General features: G+C 54.8%; 16 protein-coding genes and 1 riboswitch. Of the genes, 11 read left to right on the forward strand and 5 right to left on the reverse strand.

Translation table 11 applies throughout. The annotated features are described in order from the left end of the window. Positions 1 to 3 precede the first annotated feature (3 nt). The 7 genes from lpxA to G506_RS0113435 all read left to right on the forward strand — a co-directional run bounded on the left by lpxA (position 4) and on the right by G506_RS0113435 (position 10,488). On the forward strand, positions 4 to 777 hold the full coding sequence (gene lpxA, locus G506_RS0113405) for an acyl-ACP--UDP-N-acetylglucosamine O-acyltransferase (protein ID WP_028117299.1): 774 nt from the start codon (positions 4 to 6) through the stop codon (positions 775 to 777). Further along, positions 777 to 1,937: a lipid-A-disaccharide synthase gene (lpxB, locus tag G506_RS0113410; protein ID WP_028117300.1), complete on the forward strand. Its 1,161-nt coding sequence runs from the start codon at positions 777 to 779 to the stop codon at positions 1,935 to 1,937. Before lpxA ends, lpxB begins: the two co-directional genes overlap by 1 nt. 10 nt (positions 1,938 to 1,947) lie before the next feature. After that, on the forward strand, positions 1,948 to 2,517 hold the full coding sequence (rnhB, locus tag G506_RS0113415; protein WP_051202130.1) for a ribonuclease HII: 570 nt from the start codon (positions 1,948 to 1,950) through the stop codon (positions 2,515 to 2,517). A 169-nt stretch (positions 2,518 to 2,686) separates the two neighbouring features. Then, positions 2,687 to 6,184 (forward strand): DNA polymerase III subunit alpha, encoded by a 3,498-nt coding sequence (gene dnaE, locus G506_RS0113420; protein WP_028117302.1) that lies wholly within the window; start codon positions 2,687 to 2,689, stop codon positions 6,182 to 6,184. A gap of 29 nt (positions 6,185 to 6,213) precedes the next feature. Beyond that, positions 6,214 to 7,173, forward strand: a complete 960-nt coding sequence (gene accA / locus G506_RS0113425; protein ID WP_028117303.1) for an acetyl-CoA carboxylase carboxyl transferase subunit alpha — start codon at positions 6,214 to 6,216, stop codon at positions 7,171 to 7,173. Between the two features lie 14 nt (positions 7,174 to 7,187). After that, on the forward strand, positions 7,188 to 8,537 hold the full coding sequence (gene tilS / locus G506_RS19765; protein WP_035387356.1) for a tRNA lysidine(34) synthetase TilS: 1,350 nt from the start codon (positions 7,188 to 7,190) through the stop codon (positions 8,535 to 8,537). Between the two features lie 49 nt (positions 8,538 to 8,586). Beyond that, positions 8,587 to 10,488 carry a monovalent cation:proton antiporter family protein gene (locus G506_RS0113435; RefSeq protein WP_051202132.1) on the forward strand — a complete coding sequence of 634 codons (1,902 nt, stop codon included), beginning with the start codon at positions 8,587 to 8,589 and terminating at the stop codon, positions 10,486 to 10,488. A 240-nt stretch (positions 10,489 to 10,728) separates the two neighbouring features. Here the strand turns inward: G506_RS0113435 and G506_RS0113440 are convergent, their stop codons facing one another. Further along, on the reverse strand, positions 10,729 to 11,838 hold the full coding sequence (locus tag G506_RS0113440) for a patatin-like phospholipase family protein (protein ID WP_028117305.1): 1,110 nt from the start codon (positions 11,836 to 11,838) through the stop codon (positions 10,729 to 10,731). A gap of 88 nt (positions 11,839 to 11,926) precedes the next feature. Next, a complete protein-coding gene (locus G506_RS0113445) occupies positions 11,927 to 13,639 on the reverse strand; it encodes a proline--tRNA ligase (RefSeq protein WP_028117306.1) in 1,713 nt (570 codons plus the stop codon). 137 nt (positions 13,640 to 13,776) lie between these two features. Here G506_RS0113445 and G506_RS0113450 point away from each other — a divergent pair, with 137 nt between their 5' ends. Next, complete coding sequence (locus G506_RS0113450) at positions 13,777 to 14,439, forward strand: acyltransferase (protein WP_051202177.1); 663 nt, start codon at positions 13,777 to 13,779, stop codon at positions 14,437 to 14,439. Positions 14,440 to 14,547: 108 nt separating this feature from the next. Here the strand turns inward: G506_RS0113450 and tsaA are convergent, their stop codons facing one another. From tsaA to G506_RS0113465, 3 genes are all read right to left on the reverse strand, one after another. Beyond that, positions 14,548 to 15,246 carry a tRNA (N6-threonylcarbamoyladenosine(37)-N6)-methyltransferase TrmO gene (gene tsaA, locus G506_RS0113455; protein ID WP_035387357.1) on the reverse strand — a complete coding sequence of 233 codons (699 nt, stop codon included), beginning with the start codon at positions 15,244 to 15,246 and terminating at the stop codon, positions 14,548 to 14,550. Then, the gene (gene rcsF / locus G506_RS0113460) at positions 15,243 to 15,614 is read right to left on the reverse strand and encodes an Rcs stress response system protein RcsF (RefSeq protein WP_028117309.1); all 372 of its coding nucleotides are present in this window, start codon (positions 15,612 to 15,614) and stop codon (positions 15,243 to 15,245) included. The genes tsaA and rcsF overlap by 4 nt, the downstream gene beginning before the upstream one ends. A gap of 721 nt (positions 15,615 to 16,335) precedes the next feature. Next, the gene (locus tag G506_RS0113465) at positions 16,336 to 16,728 is read right to left on the reverse strand and encodes an H-NS histone family protein (protein ID WP_028117310.1); all 393 of its coding nucleotides are present in this window, start codon (positions 16,726 to 16,728) and stop codon (positions 16,336 to 16,338) included. Positions 16,729 to 17,058: 330 nt separating this feature from the next. Between G506_RS0113465 and G506_RS19770 the strand changes: the two genes are divergently transcribed. The 3 genes from G506_RS19770 (at position 17,059) to G506_RS0113480 (ending at position 20,576) form a co-directional block, all read left to right on the forward strand. Further along, entirely contained in the window at positions 17,059 to 17,757 is a 699-nt protein-coding gene (locus tag G506_RS19770) for an electron transfer flavoprotein subunit beta/FixA family protein (RefSeq protein ID WP_051202133.1), read from the forward strand. Further along, positions 17,754 to 18,656 (forward strand): electron transfer flavoprotein subunit alpha/FixB family protein, encoded by a 903-nt coding sequence (locus tag G506_RS19775; RefSeq protein ID WP_051202134.1) that lies wholly within the window; start codon positions 17,754 to 17,756, stop codon positions 18,654 to 18,656. The genes G506_RS19770 and G506_RS19775 overlap by 4 nt, the downstream gene beginning before the upstream one ends. An 81-nt stretch (positions 18,657 to 18,737) precedes the next feature. Next, a riboswitch (Lysine riboswitch) is annotated at positions 18,738 to 18,936 on the forward strand. Between the two features lie 89 nt (positions 18,937 to 19,025). Then, positions 19,026 to 20,576, forward strand: a complete 1,551-nt coding sequence (locus G506_RS0113480; protein WP_028117311.1) for a Na+/H+ antiporter NhaC family protein — start codon at positions 19,026 to 19,028, stop codon at positions 20,574 to 20,576.

The raw sequence follows: 20,576 nt of genomic DNA on the forward strand, positions 1-20,576 counted from the left end.
TCAGTGATTAGCGAACACGCGTTAGTACACCCAGAGGCTAAAATTGGCGCCAACGTCGAGATTGGCCCGTTTAGTTACATCGGCCCAGGGGTTGAGATCGGCGATGACTGCTGGATTGGCAGCCACGTGGTGATTAAAGGCCCTGCCAAGATTGGCAAAGGCAATAAGTTCTTCCAATTCAGCTCGATCGGTGAAGATTGTCAGGATAAGAAGTTCAAGGCCGATGAGGTGACTTGGCTTGAGATCGGCGACAACAACATCTTCCGTGAATGTTGTACCGTCCATCGTGGCACCACTCAGGACAACAGTTTGACCAAGATCGGTTCCAACAACCTGTTTATGGCCTATACCCACGTGGCCCATGACTGCATCGTTGGCAACAACGTGATCCTGGCCAACAACGCCTCTATTGCCGGCCACGTAAAAGTGGACGACTGGGCGATTTTGGGTGGCATGACCGGCGTCCATCAGTTCGTTCATATCGGCGCTCACGCCTTTACTGCAGGCTGCTCATTGGTGCTGCAAGACGTGCCGCCGTACGTGATGGTGTCTGGTCAAAGCGCGGCGCCACGAGCGATCAACTCCGAGGGCTTGAAGCGTCGCCAGTTCTCGAAAGAGACCATTTTAGCGATCCGTCGTGCTTACAAGGTGCTGTACCGCAGTGGTTTAACCTCCGCTGAAGCGTTGACTGAGATCCGAGCCATCGCCGCAGAGCATCCAGAAGTGGCGTGCATGGCCGATTTCGTTGAAGGCTCTGGCCGAGGCATTGTTCGCTAATGAGCCAAGCGCTCACTTTTGCTGTTGTCGCCGGGGAACTCTCCGGCGATATTTTAGGTGCCGGTTTAATTCGCGCCCTAAAAGCCAAACACCCGAATGCCAGTTTCGTTGGTATCGGCGGCCCATTGATGCAAGCCGAAGGCCTTGAAAGCCTGTATCCGCTGGAAGACTTGGCGGTGATGGGGTTAGTGGAAGTACTTGGCCGCTTGCCGCGTCTGCTGCAGATCAAAAAAGGCCTGATTGCCGAGCTAACTCAGCGCCAACCGGATTGTTATATCGGCATCGACGCCCCAGATTTTAATCTGCGGATTGAACTGGCGTTGAAGCAAGCGGGCATTCCGACGGTGCACTACGTTAGCCCGTCGGTGTGGGCGTGGCGACCAAAGCGGATCTTCAAGATCGCCAAGGCTACCGATCAGGTGTTGGCGTTGCTGCCGTTTGAAAAGGCCTTTTACGATCAGTATCAGGTTAACTGCTGCTTTGTCGGCCATACCTTGGCGGATGAGATCCCGGTTGAGATCGACACTCAGGCGGCGCGTGCTGAGCTTGGCATTAAGGGTAATGCCAAAGTGTTGGCACTGCTGCCAGGCAGCCGTGGCGGCGAGATGAGCCGCATTGGCCCAACCTTCTTAGAGTGTGCCCAGCGTCTTAATCAGCAGCACCCTGATCTGCAAATTGTGGTGCCGCTGGCGAATGAGCATCGCCGCGCTCAGCTTGAGCAGCTACTCGGTGCGATGGCAAACCCGCCAACACTGACCTTGGTGGACGGTAACTCCCGTACCGTGATGATGGCGGCCGATGCGATTATGCTGGCTTCCGGCACCGCCACCTTGGAAGCGATGCTGTGCAAAAAGCCGATGGTGGTGGCCTACAAGATTGCGCCGTTAAGCTATCGGATTGCCACCGGCCTGAAACTGATGTTGATTGAGCGTTACAGCCTGCCGAACCTGTTGGGTAAGCATTACTTTAACGATCAAGACTTGGTGCCGGAGTTTATCCAGCACGACTGCACCGCCGATAATCTGGTACCGGCGATTGAATCGCGTCTGTACGACGATCACAGCGCGGTGGTGGCCAAGTTCACCGAGCTGCATCAGCAGATCCGCTGTAATGCCTCCGCCCGTGCCGCCGATGCGGTGCTTGAATTGATCCAACCATAAGAGAATAACCATGCTGATTGCCGGTGTTGATGAAGTGGGCCGTGGCCCACTGGTGGGCGATGTGGTTACCGCAGCGGTGATCCTCGATCCCAATAACCCGATTGAGGGACTAGCGGACTCGAAAAAGTTGTCCGAGAAAAAGCGCTTGGCACTGTTTGCTGAGATCAAGCAAAAGGCGCTGGCGTGGTCCGTGGCTCGTGCCAGCGTGGCCGAGATTGACCAGCTGAACATCCTGCACGCCACCATGTTGGCGATGACTCGGGCGGTTGAAGGTTTGTCGGTGCGGCCCGATCTGGTGCGTATCGATGGCAACCGTTGTCCTGACTTAGGCGATCTGCCCGCTGAAGCGATCGTCAAAGGCGATAGTAAAGAGCCGGCGATCAGTGCCGCCTCGATCCTTGCCAAAGTGGTCCGCGACCAAGAGATGGTCGAGCTGGACGCTCGTTACCCGCAATACGGTTTTGCTGGCCATAAAGGCTACCCAACCAAGGCGCATATGGAAGCGCTGGCCGAGCACGGTGCTATCGCTGAGCATCGTCGTAGTTTCAGACCGGTGCGTAAGGCGCTTGGACTGGAGTAATCCCCAAGCTTGTCACTAGAAACCGACTCCGCTTCCTCGCCGAGTCGGTTTTTTTATGCCGACTAACGGACTGATTTAACTCTTGCCATAGCTGCCAACACCCCCAACAACTGCTATCATCCGCGGTTACCCCAAAGTTTTCTCCGTTTTCTCGATAACGCCTGTTTTCATGACCGATCCCAAGTTCGTCCATCTCCGAGTTCACACCGACTTTTCGATGGTGGATGGCCTGCCGAAAGTAAAATCCCTGATGTCCCGCACCGCGGAGCTGGGGATGCCTGCCATCGCCATTACCGATATGACCAACCTTTGCGGCTTGGTGAAGTTCTATGGCGGTGCCCATGAGAATGGCATCAAGCCGATCGTTGGCGCGGACTTTTGGGTACAGACCCCAGAGTTGCCAAAAGAGCAGTTTCGCATCACCTGCTTGGCGATGAACAACCAAGGTTACGCCAACGTCACTGAACTTATCAGCCGTGCTTACCTGCGCGGCCACGTCGGCGGTCGGCCAATTCTGGATAAGCAGTGGTTGGCCGAAAATGGCGAAGGGGTGATTGTCCTTTCTGGTGGCAAAGATGGTGATGTCGGTAAAGCGTTGGTTAAAGGCAACGATGCCTTGGCGAATAGCTTGGTTAGTTTTTACCAGCAGCACTTCCCAGATCGCTACTATCTGGAGCTGCTGCGCACTGGCCGTGCCGATGAAGACACCTATCTGCATGGGGCAATGGCGCTGGCCACTGCGCTCGAGTTACCGGTGGTGGCCACCAACGAGGTGGTGTTCCTGCATAAAGAGCAGTTTGAGAACCACGAAATCCGAGTTTGTATCCACGATGGCTACCCGCTGGATGACGCCCGCCGGCCGCGACTCTACTCTGAACAGCAGTACCTGCGCAGTGAGGAGGAGATGTGTGAGCTGTTTGCTGACATCCCCGAAGCGCTGCAAAACTCGGTGGAGATCGCCAAGCGCTGTAACGTTACCGTGCGTTTGGGCGAATACTTCCTGCCAGACTTCCCCACCGGCGACCTGAAAATCGAAGATTTTTTGGTGAAGGTGTCGCAAGACGGCTTGGAAGAGCGGCTTGAGTTTTTGTTTCCTGATCCTGCCGTGCGCGCCGAACGCCGTCCAGAATACGACGACCGCTTGATGATCGAGCTGGAAGTAATTAACAACATGGGGTTCCCTGGTTACTTCCTGATCGTAATGGAGTTTATTCAGTGGTCTAAGGACAACAACATTCCGGTGGGGCCGGGTCGTGGTTCTGGTGCCGGTTCGTTGGTGGCCTATGCCCTGAAAATTACCGATCTCGATCCCCTTGAATACGATCTGCTGTTCGAACGCTTCTTGAACCCAGAACGGGTATCGATGCCCGATTTCGACGTCGATTTCTGTATGGATCGCCGCGATGAGGTGATTGATCACACTGCTGAGTTGTACGGCCGTGATGCGGTATCGCAGATTATTACCTTCGGTACCTTGGCGGCGAAAGCTGCGGTACGCGACGTTGGCCGCGTACTTGGCCACCCGTTTGGTTTTGTAAACCGGATCACCAACCTGATCCCGGGCGATCCGGGCATGACCTTGAGCAAAGCGTTCGAGGTTGAGCCGGCGCTGACCGAGGTGTACGACCGCGATGAAGAGGTGCGTAACCTTATCGACATCGCCAAGGCGCTGGAAGGCACTACCCGTAACGCCGGTAAACACGCCGGTGGTGTGGTAATTGCGCCAACCAAGATCACCGATTTTGCGCCGCTGTACTGCGATGACGAGGGCAAAAACCCGGTAACCCAGTTTGATAAGAACGACGTTGAATACGCCGGTTTGGTGAAGTTCGACTTCTTGGGCCTGCGTACCTTAACCATCATCCAGTGGGCGCTGGATATGCTTAACCCCGCGCTGGAGCAGGAAGGTAAAGCGCCGGTGCGGATTGAATCGATCCCGCTGACCGATCAGAAAAGTTTCGACATGCTGCAGCGCAGCGAAACCACTGCGGTGTTCCAGCTGGAATCTCGCGGCATGAAAGAGCTGATCAGCCGCCTAAAGCCCGACTGCTTCGAAGATATGATCGCACTGGTGGCGCTGTTCCGTCCGGGGCCACTGCAATCGGGGATGGTAGATAACTTTATCGACCGTAAACACGGCCGCGAGGCGATCTCCTACCCGGATGAAACCTGGCAGCACGAGTCACTTAAGCCGATTTTGGATCCAACCTACGGCATTATTCTCTATCAAGAGCAGGTGATGCAGATCGCCCAGACCCTGTCCGGCTACACCTTGGGCGGCGCCGATATGTTGCGTCGTGCCATGGGTAAGAAAAAGCCGGAGGAGATGGCCAAGCAGCGCGCCACCTTCGAGCAGGGCGCTATCGACAACGGCGTTGATGGCGAGCTGGCGATGAAGATCTTCGACTTGGTGGAGAAATTCGCCGGTTACGGCTTTAACAAATCCCACTCCGCCGCTTACGCTTTGGTGTCCTACCAAACGCTGTGGATGAAGGCGCATTACCCAGCCTATTTTATGGCGGCGGTAATGTCGGCGGATATGGACAACACCGATAAGGTGGTGACCTTGGTGGATGAGTGCAACCGCATGGGACTGCCGGTATTGCCGCCGGATGTGAACCAAGGGTTGTACAAGTTCAACGTCAACGAGCAAAAGCAGATCGTTTACGGCATTGGTGCCATCAAAGGGGTCGGTGAGGGCCCAGTGGCGGAGATCCTCGCTGCCCGTGAACGTGGCGGTAACTTTATTGACCTGTTTGACTTCTGTAACCGCATCGATCTGAAAAAGGTTAACCGGCGCACCTTGGAAAACCTTATTCGTGCCGGGGCGCTGGACAACCTTGGGCCACGTTTGGCCGATGGCAATCCGCACCGCGCCTGTTTGATGGCAACCTTGGATGAAGCGATCCGCTCGGCGGCGCAAAACGCCCGCAACGTCGCCCAGGGGATTGATGATCTTTTTGGCTCTTTGACCCCAGAGCCAGAGCAAGCCCACAGCGCCTTTGCCAAGGTGCCGCCATACTCGGATCAAGAGTGGCTTAAAGGCGAAAAAGAGACCCTTGGTTTGTACCTGACTGGTCACCCGATCAATCAGTACTTAAAAGAGTTTAAAAAGATGGGCACCACCCGCATTCGTGATGCGGTGCCAACCGGTCGTGGCCGTACCGCCAAGATCGCCGGGCTGGTGATCGCCTCGCGGGTGATGATCACCAAGAAGGGCTCGAAGATGGGGATTGTCACCCTCGATGACGGCTCCGAGCGGATGGACATGACCTTGTTCGCTGAGGGCGTTGAGCAGTACGGCGAGCTGATCGGTACCGATAATATTGTGGTGGTTGAGGGAGAGGTCAGCTTTGATCATTTCAACGGCGGCAATAAACTGTCGGCCCGTGAAGTGCTTAGCATCGGTCAGGCGCGTGAACGTCATGGCAAAGCGGTGGTGTTAACGTTACAACAATCGCTGGCGACACCACAGCTGCTAGAGCAGCTTAAAGGGTTGCTGGCAGAACACGGTAATGGCGCTTGCCCAGTGCAGATCCATTATCAGCGTGAGGATGCCCACGGGGTATTGCAACTTGGCGATAGCTATCGGATCCTCCCAGCAGATGAATTACTTACGTCATTGCAAAAGCTGCTAGGACAGCAGCAGGTTGCGATGACTTTCTGATGAGCCTTGAACGGCGACGAGAAGAGAATATGAGCCTGGATTTTTTGGAATTTGAGCGGCCAATCGCAGAGCTGGACGCCAAAATCGACGAGCTGCGTAAAGTCTCGCAAAACGGTGAGCTGGAAGTGGATCTGGCTGACGAGATCGAGCAGCTGCAAAGCAAGCGCGACAACATGACTCGCAAGGTATTTTCCTCGCTCGAGCCATGGCAAGTATCGCAGATGGCGCGCCATCCGCAGCGCCCTTACACCGAGGATTACATCAAGCTGCTGTTTACCGAGTTTGATGAACTTTGTGGCGATCGTGCTTTTGCTAACGACGAAGCGATCGTTGGTGGTACTGCTCGTTTTAACGGTCAACCGGTGATGGTGATTGGTCACCAGAAAGGTCGTGATACCAAAGAGAAGATCCGTCGTAACTTCGGCATGCCGCGTCCGGAAGGCTACCGCAAGGCGCTGCGTCTGATGGAGATGGCCGAGCGCTTTAAGATGCCGATCATCACCTTTATCGACACTCCAGGCGCTTACCCTGGCGTCGGTGCCGAAGAGCGTGGTCAATCGGAAGCGATCGCCAAAAACCTGCAGGTGATGGCGGAGCTGAAAGTACCGGTGATCTGTACCGTGATCGGCGAAGGCGGCTCTGGCGGCGCGCTGGCGATTGGTGTTGGCGACCGAGTTAACATGCTGCAGTATTCCACTTACTCGGTGATCTCGCCAGAAGGCTGTGCCTCGATTTTGTGGAAAGATGCCGGTAAAGCGCCGCAAGCGGCGGAAGCGATGGGCATTACTGCGCCACGCTTAAAAGAGCTGGGCCTGATTGACCGGGTAGTGGAAGAGCCGATGGGTGGCGCCCACCGCGATGTCGAACTGATGGCGGCTAACCTTAAGCACCGCATCAGCGAAGATTTGGCGGCGCTGCAAGCGCTGGATAGCGATGACCTGTTAGAACAGCGCTTTGAGCGCCTGATGGGTTACGGCTACTGCCGTTAAGGTCACAGCAGTCGATGACTTCGGAACTATTAGCGCGGTTACAAGCCGCGCTTTTTTCGTTTTTAGCCGGCGCACCGAGAGTGGCGGTGGCCTTTTCCGGTGGAGTGGACTCCACCGTACTGGCTTACCTGCTGGGGCAATGGCAGCGTCAAAACCCGCAGGTTCGCTGCCGGGCATTGCACGTCCACCATGGTCTCTCCGCTAACGCCGATCACTGGTTAAATCACTGTCAGCAGCAAGCGGCGGACTTTGGTCTTGGCTTTGTTGGCCACCGCGCCACGCTAAAGCTGGGGGCACGGATTAGCGTCGAAGCCGCTGCCCGCGAAGCGCGTTATCAATTTTTCCGCGATACTTTAGAAGATGGCGAGTTACTGCTGACCGGCCATCATCTTGATGATCAAGCCGAAACCCTCTTGCTGGCGCTCAAGCGTGGCAGTGGCCCGACTGGCCTTGCCGCCATGGCTGTCCGTCAGCCGCTGGGGCAAGGACAATTGCTGCGGCCATGGCTGGGAGTAACCCGAGCCGAGATTGAACAAGCGGCGGCGCAGTTGGGGCTTAAGCACATCGAAGATGAGTCCAACGGCGATGACCGCTTTGATCGCAACTTTTTGCGCAATCAACTGCTGCCGCTGATGAGCGAGCGCTGGCCAGCGGTCAAGCGCAGCATCGCCCGCAGTGCGGAGCTGTGCGCCGAGCAGCAGCAACTGTGTGATGAACTGGCCGAACAAGATTGGCAACGCTGTCAGCTCAATGCCGAGGCGCTTAGCGTCAGTGCTTCGGCTGATTTGAGCAGTGCGCGCCGCAACAATCTGCTGCGTTACTTTTTACGTCGCCGCGGGGCGTTAATGCCGTCGCAGGTGCAGTTGAGCCAAGCAACTCAGCTGTGGCAGGCTCGGGAAGACAGCCAACCGCAACTGCGTTGGGGCGGCGTCAGTTTGCGGCGTTATCTCGATGGCATCTACGTACTCCGCGAGCCGATGCCGCCATTACCGCCCGCAAATCAAACCATGGCGTTTGGCGATGGCCGTCTAATAAACGGTCAGCAGTGGCAGCTGCAACCCTGTTATAGTTGCTTAAGACTGCGGCAACCGCGTGCCGATGAAACCGTGACGGTGCGCTTTGGCATAAGTGGCAGTACCAAGTTGCAACCCGCCGGTCGCGATCGCCGCCGCGAGCTAAAAAAGCTGTGGCAGGAACAGCAAGTGCCGCCTTGGCAACGGCCCCATGTGGCGCTGCTTTGTTATAACGACACGGTGGTGGCGGCACTGGGCTATTGGCTAGAGCACTCGGCGCTGGCAAATGGCGATGAAGCCGGGGTTGTGCCGGTGCTGGTCGAGCCTTCAATGGAGGCTCTGAAGATCTAATTTCAGCAGACAAGGAGGTTGTTTGGTTGAGACGTTAGCCCTCGCGGCGATGGCGATTGTGGCACTGTTGCTGTGCCGCCGATTGGCACTGCCGAGCATCCTTGGTTGGCTGGTGATCGGGGTGGCGGCCGGGCCACAGTGGCTGGCCTGGCTTAACAACGATCAGATCCATCTGGTGGCGGAAACCGGCATCGTGTTCTTGATGTTTTCGCTGGGGTTGGAGTTCTCGCTCCCCAGACTGTGGGCGATGCGCAGTCGGGTGTTTGGCTTGGGTTCCTTGCAGGTATTGGTCACCGGCGGCTTAGCGGCTGCGGTGGCCTTTTTATTGGGCATCGATCTGCGGGCGGCGATCGTCGTTGGCGCGGCGATAGCGCTGTCATCGACCGCGATTGTATTGAAACAGCTGGATGAACTGGGCTGGCTGAATCGTCGCCACGGTGAGCTGTCGGTCAGTATCTTGTTGTTTCAAGATTTGGCGGTGATCCCACTGCTGATTGTGATCCCGATGCTGGGCTCCGATACCCAAGGGGCCGCGCTGTTGTGGGAATTGACCTTAGCCGTCCTCAAAGGCGGCGCAGTATTTGCGTTGTTGTTGTGGGCCGGTGGTTATCTGCTGCCACGGCTGTTTGATCAGGTAGCGACGTCACGCTCGGAAGAACTGTTCCTGTTAACGACTTTGGTGGTGGCACTGGCGACCGGCTATCTGACCTTGGCGGTGGGCTTGTCGATGGCGCTGGGGGCTTTTCTGGCGGGGATGCTGCTGGGGGAGAGCCAATATCGGCAGCAATTGGAAGCGGATATTCGACCGTTTCGAGATCTGCTGATGGGGGTGTTCTTTGTCTCGGTGGGGATGCGCTTGGACTTTGCCACCGTCGCTGAATTTGGTGGCTTGCTGTTACTGCTGCTGCCGGCGCTGCTGCTGTTTAAGGCGGCGGTGATCGCCGCGCTGGCCAAGGCTACCGGTGAGAAAAGCAAAGACGCCATTGCCACCGGTTTATGTTTGGCGCAGATCGGCGAGTTCAGTTTTATTTTGATTGGCATGGCGCTGCAGTGGCAGGTGATCGACAGCGACATTGGCAACGTGCTGGTGGTCTCTGGGGTGATTTCGATGTGTCTGACCCCAGCGCTGGTCAATAACAGCATCGTTCTGGCCAAGCGACTGCTTGGCGGTGGTGCCAGAGGCACCAATGTTGATCAACTGGCACCGCCATTGCCGCTGCAAGACCATGTGTTGTTGCTCGGTTATGGTCGAGTCGGTCAAACCATTGCCCGTTTTTTGCGTAACGATGGCACTGCTTTTGTGGCGCTCGATTTAGATCCGGTGCGGGTGCGCGAGGCCCAGGCCGGTGGTGAGCCGATCCACTTTGGTGATGCCCGCCGTAGCGATATTCTGCGCCATGCCGGGATAGGCGATGCCAAGATGGTGGTGATCACCTTTGATAACCGCCGCACCGTGTTTAACTTGCTCGATTGCATTAAGCAGGAAAACCCGACGGTGCCGATCATTGTCCGTACCCGTGATGACACCACCCTAGAGGCGTTGGAAAGCGCTGGGGCTGATCAGGTTATTCCTGAATCGTTAGAGGGCAGTTTGATGATGGTGTCGCAAGTGCTTTATCGCCTTGGGGTGCCGCTGCCTAATATCTTAAAGCGACTGGAGCGGGTACGCCGCCGTCATTATCGGACCTTGCACGGCTTCTATGCTGGCGAGCAGGGCAATCGCGAGAATCTCCATTGGGTTAAATTACCGGCTAAGGCATGGGCGGTGGGCAAATCACTGAAACAAGTGTCGCTGGATCATTGGCAAGTCAGCATTGAAGGCGCCAAACGCGGCGACCGACGGATATCTGCTACCCCTGAGTTGTGCCTAAAGCCCGGTGATATGCTGCTCCTGCAAGGGGCATCGTCCAAGCTGGAACGGGCCGAACGGCGACTGTTGGATGGCTTTTGAACGGAACTTTCAGTTGTTAGTTGGTAGTGATTAGTCGGTAGTTTTTAGTTGTCAGTTGTCAGTTGTCAGTTGTCAGTTGTCAGTTGTCAGTTGTTAGTTGTTAGTTGTTAGTTGTTAGCTGCTCAGTGGCAATGGTGCTGCCACTGCGCTGCTCTTGAGCTCTGGTTCTTTCTAAAATCTAATAACTGCTAACTGCTAACTGCTAACTGCTAACTGCTAACTGCTAACTGCTAACTGCTCTTATCGCTTTAAAAACTGCTGCAGTGCCGGCTGTTGCGCCTTGGCGTCTTGCCTTCCTAGTTCTATCAATTCTTGGCAATAGGGGCCTTCAAACATCAGGTAGCTTAATAGGCTGGAATCGCTGTCGCCGTCGACGCCGATGGTGCGCAGCAGGTAGCGGACGCTGCGGGGCAGGTGTTGGTAGTGACTGCGGGCGATGGCATCGAGATCTTCGCTGGGCTTAACCACCAAGGTGTCGATGGTTTTTAGCGGTTGTTGGCTGCGCAGCTTTTCCGGCAATAGCGATAGGCTGTGGTTGATCCGAGTGAGCCGCTCCAGATCGGAATTGAGGGTATCGCTAAATACGGTATCCAACATGGTGCCGGTCAGCTCACTGATGTGGGGCGCGCGGCGCCGCTGTGCCAATGGTTGGGTGCGGTGCGGGCTTTCCAGATTGATGATCAAGATCTTATCGGCGCCCAAATGGATTGGTGGGCTCAGTGGTGCCAACTGCAATATCGAGCCATCGCCATAGTGATCGTCGCCTAAACGGATGCTGGGAAACACCAGTGGAATAGCGGCGGAAGCCAGCAGGTGCTCGATAGTGATATTGGCGTGTTGACCAAAACGGCGACTGCGTTGCCACGGCATAATTTGCCGTTGGCCTTGGAAAAAGTTAACGCTGCAGGGGTGATAGTAACGACTGGCGGATATGGTTAGCGCGGTCAGATGACTGCGCTCAATCTGCTCAGGTAGACGATCTAGTGGCAGGATCTCAGTCAGTAGTTGTCGCAGTGGTTGGTTGTCAAACAGGCTTGGAGGGCGGCGTTTACGGCGAAATAGCTGCGACAGCAGATGCCGACTGAGGCCGTGAAAGTCACTGCGATAGACTTGGCCGGTGCGAAACTGACGCCAAACAAAATCGAGTTTACGTACCCCCAGATGAAAGCAACTGGCGTGGCAGGCCAGTGCCGCGGCGTTGATGGCACCAGCGCTAGTGCCGCATAGGATCGGAAACGGCAAACCGTGATTGCGCGGATAAAATTCGGCAATGGTCTGTAGCACCCCGATCTGATAAGCCGCTCGGGCGCCACCGCCGCTAAGTTGTAACCCACATACCGGTTGATTCACGGGTACTCCGAAAAGTCTTTGATTATCAAAGTATAGATACAAAAATGCCGCATCCTAGGATGCGGCATTTGGCGTCAAGCAACGAGGCTTAGACCAGCAGTTGTTTGATGTGAGCGACGATAGCGTCGGTGGCGATCTCTTGTTTTTCGCCAGAGGCGCGAGATTTCAGCTCCAGTACGCCAGCATCGATGCCGCGCTCGCCGATAACGATGTTGTATGGAATACCCATCAGTTCGTGATCGGCAAACATTACGCCTGGACGCTCTTTACGATCATCGAACAGTACATCGATGCCGGCGGCGGTCAGTTCGGCGTACAGCTTCTCAGCCAGCTCTTCGACACGATGCGACTTGTGCATGTTCATCGGTACGATGGAGATCTGGTATGGGGCAATCGCCACTGGCCAGATGATGCCGCGATCGTCGTGGTTCTGCTCAATCGCCGCAGCGATCAGACGAGACACACCGATACCGTAGCAACCCATGATCAGGGTTTGTGCTTTGCCGTTTTGATCCAGCACGGTAGCGTTCATCGACTCGGAGTACTTGGTCCCCAGCTGGAAGATGTGACCAACTTCGATGCCGCGGGCAATTTCCAGAGTGCCGTTGCCACATGGGCTGGCGTCGCCGGCAACCACGTTACGCAGATCGGCAACTTCTGGCAGGGCAACATCGCGCTCCCAGTTGATGCCGAAGTGGTGCTTACCATCGATGTTCGCGCCAGCGCCAAAGTCGTTCAAAGTCGCGACAGAGCGGTCGATGACCAGCTTGATCTTCAGATCCACAGGACCCAGAGAGCCCGGACCGGCACCGATAGCCGCGCGGATCTCTTCTTCGGTCGCGAAAGTCAGCGGCGATGCAACATCGGCTATTTTTTCCGCTTTCACTTCGTTCAGTTCGTGATCGCCACGAACCATCAGCGCAATCAGCTGCTGCTCAGACTCTTCAGTGGCTTTGACGATCAGAGTCTTAACGGTTTTCTCGATGGCGATGCCGTGTTGCTCAACCAGCTCGGCGATGGTTTTGGCGTTCGGGGTGTCCACCAGAGTCATCTGCTCGGTTGGCTCGCCACGCTCGCCGATCGCCAGCGCTTCGGCTTTTTCGATGTTAGCGGCGTAGTCGGAAGCGGTGGAGTAGGCGATCGCATCTTCACCAGACTGGGCCAGTACTTGGAACTCGTGCGAGTTATCACCGCCGATGGCGCCGGTGTCAGCCAGTACCGGACGGAATGCCAGACCCATACGCTCCAGTACCGCGCAGTAGGCTTGGTACATGGCGTTGTAGGTTTGATCCAGTGACTCTTGGTCAGCGTGGAATGAGTAAGCGTCCTTCATCAGGAACTCACGGGCACGCATTACGCCGAAGCGTGGACGACGCTCATCGCGGAACTTGGTCTGGATCTGGTACAGGTTCAGCGGCAGCTGTTTGTACGATTTGATCTCGTTACGAACGATGTCGGTGATCACTTCTTCGTGGGTTGGGCCCAGAACGAAATCACGGTTGTGACGGTCTTTCAGGCGCGCCATTTCAGCACCCATCACATCCCAACGACCGGTTTCTTGCCACAGATCCGCAGGCTGAACCACTGGCATCAGGGTTTCCACCGCGCCAGCGCGGTTCATCTCTTCGCGTACGATCGCTTCGATTTTGCGCAGTACTCGTAGGCCGGTTGGCAGGTAGGTGTATAGGCCGGCGGCCAGTTTACGGATCATCCCCGCGCGCATCATTAGCTGATGGCTAACGATCTCGGCGTCAGCTGGGTTTTCCTTTAAGGTGGAGATCAGAGTTTGACTAGTACGCATCTCGCAATTCGCTTAGCTTCAGAAATAGCCGAGCATTTTAGCAGATGGCAGCGCCGTTGCAGAAGCGGCAATCTAGTCGAAGCGGTGATTGATGCTTTATCCTTGCCGACAATTTAGATTTTCCTTCCTGAATGCAAATGGCCAACGACATCGACCGCCCGTGGCGTAACTATCCGCCGGAACAATTGATTGAGCAGCACAAGCAGCGGCTCAACTTTATGCCGTGGCTGTATCCATCGTTAAAAGCCAAAGCATTGGCCTGGGCCCTGCCGTGGCAGCAGAGCTTACAAGCTCGGCTTAGCGCTTTTGAAACGGTCCACTTTGGCGAGCGCTGCTTTATCGCTGAAACCGCGCGGCTGTTTGCTGAACGCGGCCGCGATATTGTGGTTGGTGATGGCAGCCACATCGGTGCCGACAGCTTTCTGCACGGGCCAGTACGCATCGGCAAAGGGGTGGGCATCAATCATGGTTGCAGCTTTGATGGCGGCAAACTGGGGATCACCATTGGCGATCATTGCCGGATAGCTGCCAACGTGAAGATCTACGCCTTTAATCACGGCCTTGGCAGCAACGCCTTGGTGGTGGATCAACCGGTCACCAGCCGCGGTGTTACCTTAGGCAACGATGTGTGGTTGGGAACGGGGGTGTCAATTTGCGATGGTGTGGAGATTGGCGATCATGCGGTGATCGGCATGGGCAGTGTGGTCACCAAAGCGGTGCCCGCCTATGAGATTTGGGCGGGCAATCCAGCTAAGAAGATTGGCGATAGACGGGACAAGCCGGATTATCATCCGGGGTGAGCAGTTAAGAGCAGTTTAAAGCAGTTGTTAGTTATCAGTTGATAGTGAGAGCCAGAGCCAGAGCAACGGTTCATGGCTCACGACTAACTACTAATCGCTACCTACTGATTACGTAATTATCTCGACGGCGGTGACGCAATTTTCCCCATCGATCACTTGCCAGCGCAGATCCAGATCATGCAGTTGCACCCCATATTCGCGGTCATCCTGCTGCTGGTAAGCGGGTCGGGGGTCCTGCGCCAATACCTGCTGGGCAAGTTCGGCAAACTCTGGGTGACGCTGCTGGGCGGCTTGCCATTGACTTTCGGCCTGGGCGAGTACCCGCATCGGCATTGGCGCTGGGGCGCTGTCGGCGTAGCCGCCAATGGCATCGGGCAGCGCATCGGAGTAGGGGATATACGGCTTGATATCAAAAATTGGGGTGCCATCGAGCAGATCCAGCCCGGAGACCTCAATGATCTGCTGTTTGCCCTCGCATACTAGCCGATGCAATTTCACCACTGACATCGCTAGACCGTTGGGGCGGAAAGTGGCGCGTGAAGCAAACACGCCGATGCGCTGATTGCCGCCCAACCGTGGCGGTCGCACCATCGGTTTCCACCCTTGCTCCAAGTTTTGGTGGAAGCTCCAGATCAGCCACAGATGGCTAAATTGTTCTAATCCGCGAAGGCACTCAGCCCGGTTACACTCACCTTGAAGAAGCAAACGGCCAATCGCCGCTGGAACTAAGTTAGGTTGGCGCGGAATCGCAAATTTTTGTTTATAAGGTGACTGGCAGATCGCCACTGGGGTTATCGATTGCATCATGGTTGACTAATACCGAACGCTTCGGCGCTGCATTGAATGGCACTGAGGCAACCTGGCAGTTCAGCAAGGGCAACGCATTGGCGGATCACCACAGTGTTGGCGCCAAGGGTGGCTGCGGCTTTACGCAGCGCAGTGCGAGCGTCGGCCTCGTTGGCAACCGGTTGCTGGTTCCCGCTTTGGCAGCTTAACCCATCGACAAAGCCCAGTGATTGGGCGTGTGCCGGGGCTGCATCAGTCACCTGAACCTGACCAACGGCGAAGTATTGGTCTATCCGTTGACCGTCTAAGTTGCTGTTAAAGCTGTAGTTATTACTACATCCGAGCAATGCCGTTAGCAGCATGCTGGCGCTGAATAATCGGACGCGCATATCGACAACCTTGCGTTTGTATAAATAAGGTAATGGCCAATAGTATCAAAGTTTAACGATAATCGAGTGGGTTCAATTTTAAATACCAAAGTGGTTAGACTGACATTTATACAAGACATTGGCGTTGATTATCGCCAGTAAGGTAATTGCTGCAGTTATCTGGTGGCGCTAATTTGATGCTGGGTTACCGAAACTAACCAAATCGGTGATAGCAAAGGATCAATTGTCCTATTGCTAGCAATGAGCCAGTTTGATGAGGACTCGTGATTCTTAGGTTAAATAAAAACCAGCGGAGCAAGGCGCCAATAACTAAGCTAATTTGTGCAACTAAAAGTAACAAAGTTGCACTGACATTTTTGCCAGTTGCGCTAGTTGCATTTTTAGCAAGCGATTGTGCGCTGCTGATTGGGTTGTTCGGTAATCAATTAGTTTCGACTAACTATGCTCGTTGTTGTGTGAATTAGAGGCGAAGCAACCCTGTGATGAAGAATAACTAAGCGGGATGACCAAAATTTTATCAACGCGAATAGCGAATCTACTGAGTGACGATTAAGCAACAAGCCCACAGTTGGAGTGTTGATATTTGAACTGAAACTGAAGCAAAGCTAGGCTAAGTCTGGATTTGCTGGTAACGGCAAGGCTACAGCGGGTCTTACCTCAGTGGTGGGGTATAAAAAACGGCTGCAATTTGCAGCCGTTTTTGGGGAACTTTACTGATTAATTAGATCAGGAAGTCTTCCAATTTTGCACCAGCGTCCAAACGCTCTTTGATGGCTTTTGGAGTTCGACCTTGGCCGGTCCAAGTTACCATTTCGCCGTCAACTTCGATTTGGTATTTCGGTGGACGTGGAGCACGCTTTTTGCGAGCTTTAACTTCGACTGGGGCACCCAGGTCATCCATGGTGATACCATCTTCAGCCATCATTTTACGCAGTGCTTCGATTTTAGCGATGCGCTCAGCGTTGGCTTCCAGTTCTGCTTCCATCTCTTCAGCACGCTCTTCGGCGATGGCTTGCATTTTGGCAATCACTTCTTGCAGTTCATCCAAAGGCAGTGCTTTCAGTTGGGCTTTCAGACGACGACCATGAGTTAATACTTCTAGGAATTCAGCCATGGATTCTTCCCCTTCAATTTTTTAAAAAGTTAATAATTTAATATCCTGCAAAAAATAATAAGAGGTTTTGCAGGGAATGCAACTTTTATTCTGGTTTTGGCAAGTTGCTAGTTCACTGGTTGTAAATTAACTGACCAATGATTTATCGAAATAGTTTCTTGGGCAAGCGCTAGAAAAGTTTCCAAAGTGATTAAATGTGATCCAGATCAGTTTTTCTGGTCTGCTATTCGGGGGTCTTGGCAAGACATGTGATAATCGAAAGTTAGCTGAATTAACCCCCATTTAGGTTAATTCAATTTTAGTTAACTAATTGATTTTTTTGGTATCTAGATGAAGTGCTTGGTGGCGGTTAAATCGATTCCGCAGCAATCGCCGATTGCAAAAATAGGCCAAGATAAGTGGGTTATTGATCCATTTAGTGAAGTGGCAATCGAACGAGCACTGCAACTGCAAGAAGCGGGATTGTTAAGCGAAGTGGTTGCCATCAGTGTTGGTGAGCAAGAAGCAGCGTTACGCAGCGCGTTGGCGCTCGGGGTTAATCGTGCGGTGCGGATCGCGGCCGCTGGCGACGACGGTCATAACGTTGCTCGACTGTTGGCTGACTATATACAGCAGCAGCCGTTCGAGTTGTTGCTGCTTGGTAAGCAATCGGCGGACACCGATAACCATCAACTGCCACAGCGGTTGGCTGCCTTGCTTGGCTGGCCGCAATTTAGTGGCGTTGATCAACTGCTGATCGATCAGGGCCACATTATTGCCTCGGGCTTGACCCTAGGCGGGCGCGGCCAATACGTCGCCGCTGCGCCGGTGGTGGTGAGTGCCGATCTGCGTTTGGCTGCTCCTCGGTTTGCGTCGTTGCCAACCTTAATGAAGGCGCGGCGGGCGCCGATTGAGGTGCTCGAGGTGGCCACTGCCGCGTCGTCGCTCACTTGCTTGCAACAACAAGCGACTGTGATTCAGCGTCAGGGGACCCAATTAACCGAATTGTCGCAGCTGGCGGCGTTGCTGCAGCAAGGTGGTCGCTCATGAAACCATTACTTATCGTTCACCATTTGAATCATCGCCAGTGGCTATCGTTGCAAACGGCAGCGCAGCAGTTAGCGCCAGAGTTTGATCTGTTGCTGTGTGCGCCTGAGCCACAACCGCTAATGTCAGCTGCGGCATCGGTTAACCATTTGCCGTGGCAGCCAGCGTTGAGCAGCGAAACGCTGGTGGCGGCGCTGTTGCCGCTGTGCGTTGGCCGGCCGTTGGTGTTGATGGCTGCCGATCTGCTGGGTAAAGAGGTACTGCCGCAATTGGCAGCCAAGCTGGATTGGCCGATGCTCTCTGGTGTGACAGCCTTCACCGAACAGCAGTTTGTCCGCCATGGCTGGGCTGGCAGTGTTGAGCAGCATTGGCAACACCAGGGTGGCTCGTTGTGTTTAACTGTTGAGGCCAATGCGTTTAAGGCTTGTGCCGATCTGCAGCAGGTAATGCCAACGACGCTGCCGCAGCCAGCAGAGGATGGCCGAGTAACAAAGCAACTGCTGCCATTGACATCGCAGCGGCCACACCTGAGTGATGCCGATACCGTGATTGCGGTTGGCCGTGGTGTCATTGGTACCGACGCGTGGCTGCAGGTAGAAGCTCTGGCCGATCGTTTGGGTGCTGCCATCGGTGGGACCCGGCCGGTGATTGATGCGGGGCTACTGCCGCCGCATCTGCAGATCGGCCAAACTGGTCAGCAGATCGCGCCGAAACGCTACATTGGTTTAGGGGTGTTTGGTGCCAGTCAGCATCTTGCTGGCATAAAACAAGCGCAACTGGTCGTTGCCGTTAATTGCGATAATGAGGCACCACTGATGCAACAGGCCGATTACGCCTACTGTGGTGATTTACACCAAGTCCTGCCTGAGTTATTGAGCTTGTTAGAAAAAACTGAGATCTAATTCACAAAATGGCGTTATCTTCGGGGCAGGGGAACCTGCCTTGTGATTAGATAACGACTGTCGCTTACTAGGCGACAACCTACTTAATGTAGAGGTGCATTGCCTATCAGTAATTCAATCAAGGCTGACCGCCGTTGCGATTGAATGAAAGGAGTCCGTGCCGAAGTGACGATGGCCGTCAACCGTCGTTGCTGGGGTTGTATCGAATAGGTACAACACTGCCATAGTTATCTCTGTCAAGCAGACAGGTTCATTATAACTATGGAGCGCTACTGAAAAGGACGGTGAAACATCTCTTCTGCTTGTTTGCCCCCCTAGGCCATTCCTTGGCTGCGTCAGTGCCTCCATCTTAAATAACGATATAAAAAGATGGTTTCTTTCGAATTTACAAATAGCGTGTTTTCTTTGCTGCCGCCGCTGGTGGCGATTCTGATGGCGGTGCTAACCCGCAAAGTTCTGTTGTCTCTTGGTTTAGGTATTGTGGTTGGCGTGTTGATGCTGACCGGATTTAACCCGATTGATGGTGCGGTTGATATCGCCGGTCGAGTGCAAGGGCTGTTTTGGGATGACGGTGCGATCAACTCGTGGAACGTACCACTGCTGGGCTTCCTGATCTTCTTGGGGATGACCATTGCCCTGATCAACGTCTCCGGCGCTGCTCGGGCGTTTGCGACTTGGGCACGCAAGCGGATCAAAACCAAGCGTCATGCGCGTCTGATGACCATGATGCTGGGTTTCATCATCTTCATTGATGACTACTTCAATACCCTAGCGGTTGGCTCGGTAGCTAAGCCGGTGGCGGACGATCACCAGGTATCCCGCGAAGAACTCTCTTACGGCGTTGATTCGACTGCAGCACCAGTGTGTGTGATGGCACCGTTGTCTTCATGGGGGGCTTACATTGTTGGCCTGATTGGTACCATCTTCGCGGATAAAGCGATTGGTGGCAGCCCGCTGACCGCGTTCTTGGAAATGATCCCGATGAACCTGTACGCCATCTTTGCCTTGGCGACCCTGTTCTGCGTCATCATCTTTGACATCAAGTTCGGGCCAATGCGTGCGGCGGTAGAGCGTACTGAGACCACCGGTGCCCTGTGGGATACCAGCAAAGGCAATCCGCCGGGGGTGGATCAAGATCTGACCCCAGCTGATAACGGCTCAGTATGGGGCTTGTTGCTGCCGATTCTGGCACTGGTAGTAGCGGCGGTTTACTTTATGCTGGCCGTTGGTGCCGAAGCCATGGGGGATGCGCCATTTACTGTGATGGGTGCCTTGGAAAACACCAGCGCGACCATCGCCCTGTGTCAGGCGTCCGTGGTGAGTTTGCTGGTGGCGCTGGGCGTGGTGTTTGCGCAGCGTCTGCCGCTGGCGGCAATTGTTAATGCACTGGGGCGTGGCGCGGCGTCGATGATGCCGGCGGTATACATTCTGGTGTTTGCGTGGACCATCGCTGGGGTGATTGGCGATCTGGAAACCGGTAAGTTCTTGGCGTCGATGGTGCAATCCAGTCTGCCACTGTGGTTGCTGCCGCTGCTGATCTTCACCTTGGCGGGGATCACCGCGTTTTCGACCGGTTCCTCTTGGGGTACTTTCGCCATCATGTTGCCAATCGCCGCTGATGTGGCATTGGCGTCAGATATGGCGATGCTGCTGCCATTGATGTCGTCAGTGTTGGCTGGGGCGGTATTTGGCGATCACTGCTCGCCAATCTCTGACACCACCGTGCTCTCTGGTACTGGCGCTGGCTGTCACCACATTGATCACGTGACTACCCAGCTACCATACGCGCTGACGGCGGCATTTATCGCGGCCATGGGTTACTTGGCAGTGGGGATTACCGGCTCTGCGGTTATCGCTTTTGTTACCTCGGCGATCACTTTGGTTGTGGTGATTACTCTACTGCGCCGCCTGTACGCGTAA

Origin of the sequence: Ferrimonas senticii DSM 18821, from assembly GCF_000422665.1 — a bacterium.
In the GTDB taxonomy this organism is placed as follows: Bacteria; Pseudomonadota; Gammaproteobacteria; order Enterobacterales; family Shewanellaceae; genus Ferrimonas; species Ferrimonas senticii.

Excerpts from the sequence above, each read along its gene's own strand:
- lpxB (WP_028117300.1), top strand. The coding sequence starts at position 777 with ATGAGCCAAGCGCTCACTTTTGCTGTTGTCGCCGGGGAACTCTCCGGC.
- accA (WP_028117303.1), top strand. The coding sequence starts at position 6,214 with ATGAGCCTGGATTTTTTGGAATTTGAGCGGCCAATCGCAGAGCTGGAC.
- dnaE (WP_028117302.1), top strand. The coding sequence starts at position 2,687 with ATGACCGATCCCAAGTTCGTCCATCTCCGAGTTCACACCGACTTTTCG.
- G506_RS19775 (WP_051202134.1), top strand. The coding sequence starts at position 17,754 with ATGAAACCATTACTTATCGTTCACCATTTGAATCATCGCCAGTGGCTA.
- G506_RS19770 (WP_051202133.1), top strand. The coding sequence starts at position 17,059 with ATGAAGTGCTTGGTGGCGGTTAAATCGATTCCGCAGCAATCGCCGATT.
- tilS (WP_035387356.1), top strand. The coding sequence starts at position 7,188 with ATGACTTCGGAACTATTAGCGCGGTTACAAGCCGCGCTTTTTTCGTTT.
- G506_RS0113435 (WP_051202132.1), top strand. The coding sequence starts at position 8,587 with ATGGCGATTGTGGCACTGTTGCTGTGCCGCCGATTGGCACTGCCGAGC.
- G506_RS0113480 (WP_028117311.1), top strand. The coding sequence starts at position 19,026 with ATGGTTTCTTTCGAATTTACAAATAGCGTGTTTTCTTTGCTGCCGCCG.
- rcsF (WP_028117309.1), bottom strand. The coding sequence starts at position 15,614 with ATGCGCGTCCGATTATTCAGCGCCAGCATGCTGCTAACGGCATTGCTC.
- G506_RS0113450 (WP_051202177.1), top strand. The coding sequence starts at position 13,777 with ATGGCCAACGACATCGACCGCCCGTGGCGTAACTATCCGCCGGAACAA.
- G506_RS0113445 (WP_028117306.1), bottom strand. The coding sequence starts at position 13,639 with ATGCGTACTAGTCAAACTCTGATCTCCACCTTAAAGGAAAACCCAGCT.
- G506_RS0113465 (WP_028117310.1), bottom strand. The coding sequence starts at position 16,728 with ATGGCTGAATTCCTAGAAGTATTAACTCATGGTCGTCGTCTGAAAGCC.
- tsaA (WP_035387357.1), bottom strand. The coding sequence starts at position 15,246 with ATGATGCAATCGATAACCCCAGTGGCGATCTGCCAGTCACCTTATAAA.
- rnhB (WP_051202130.1), top strand. The coding sequence starts at position 1,948 with ATGCTGATTGCCGGTGTTGATGAAGTGGGCCGTGGCCCACTGGTGGGC.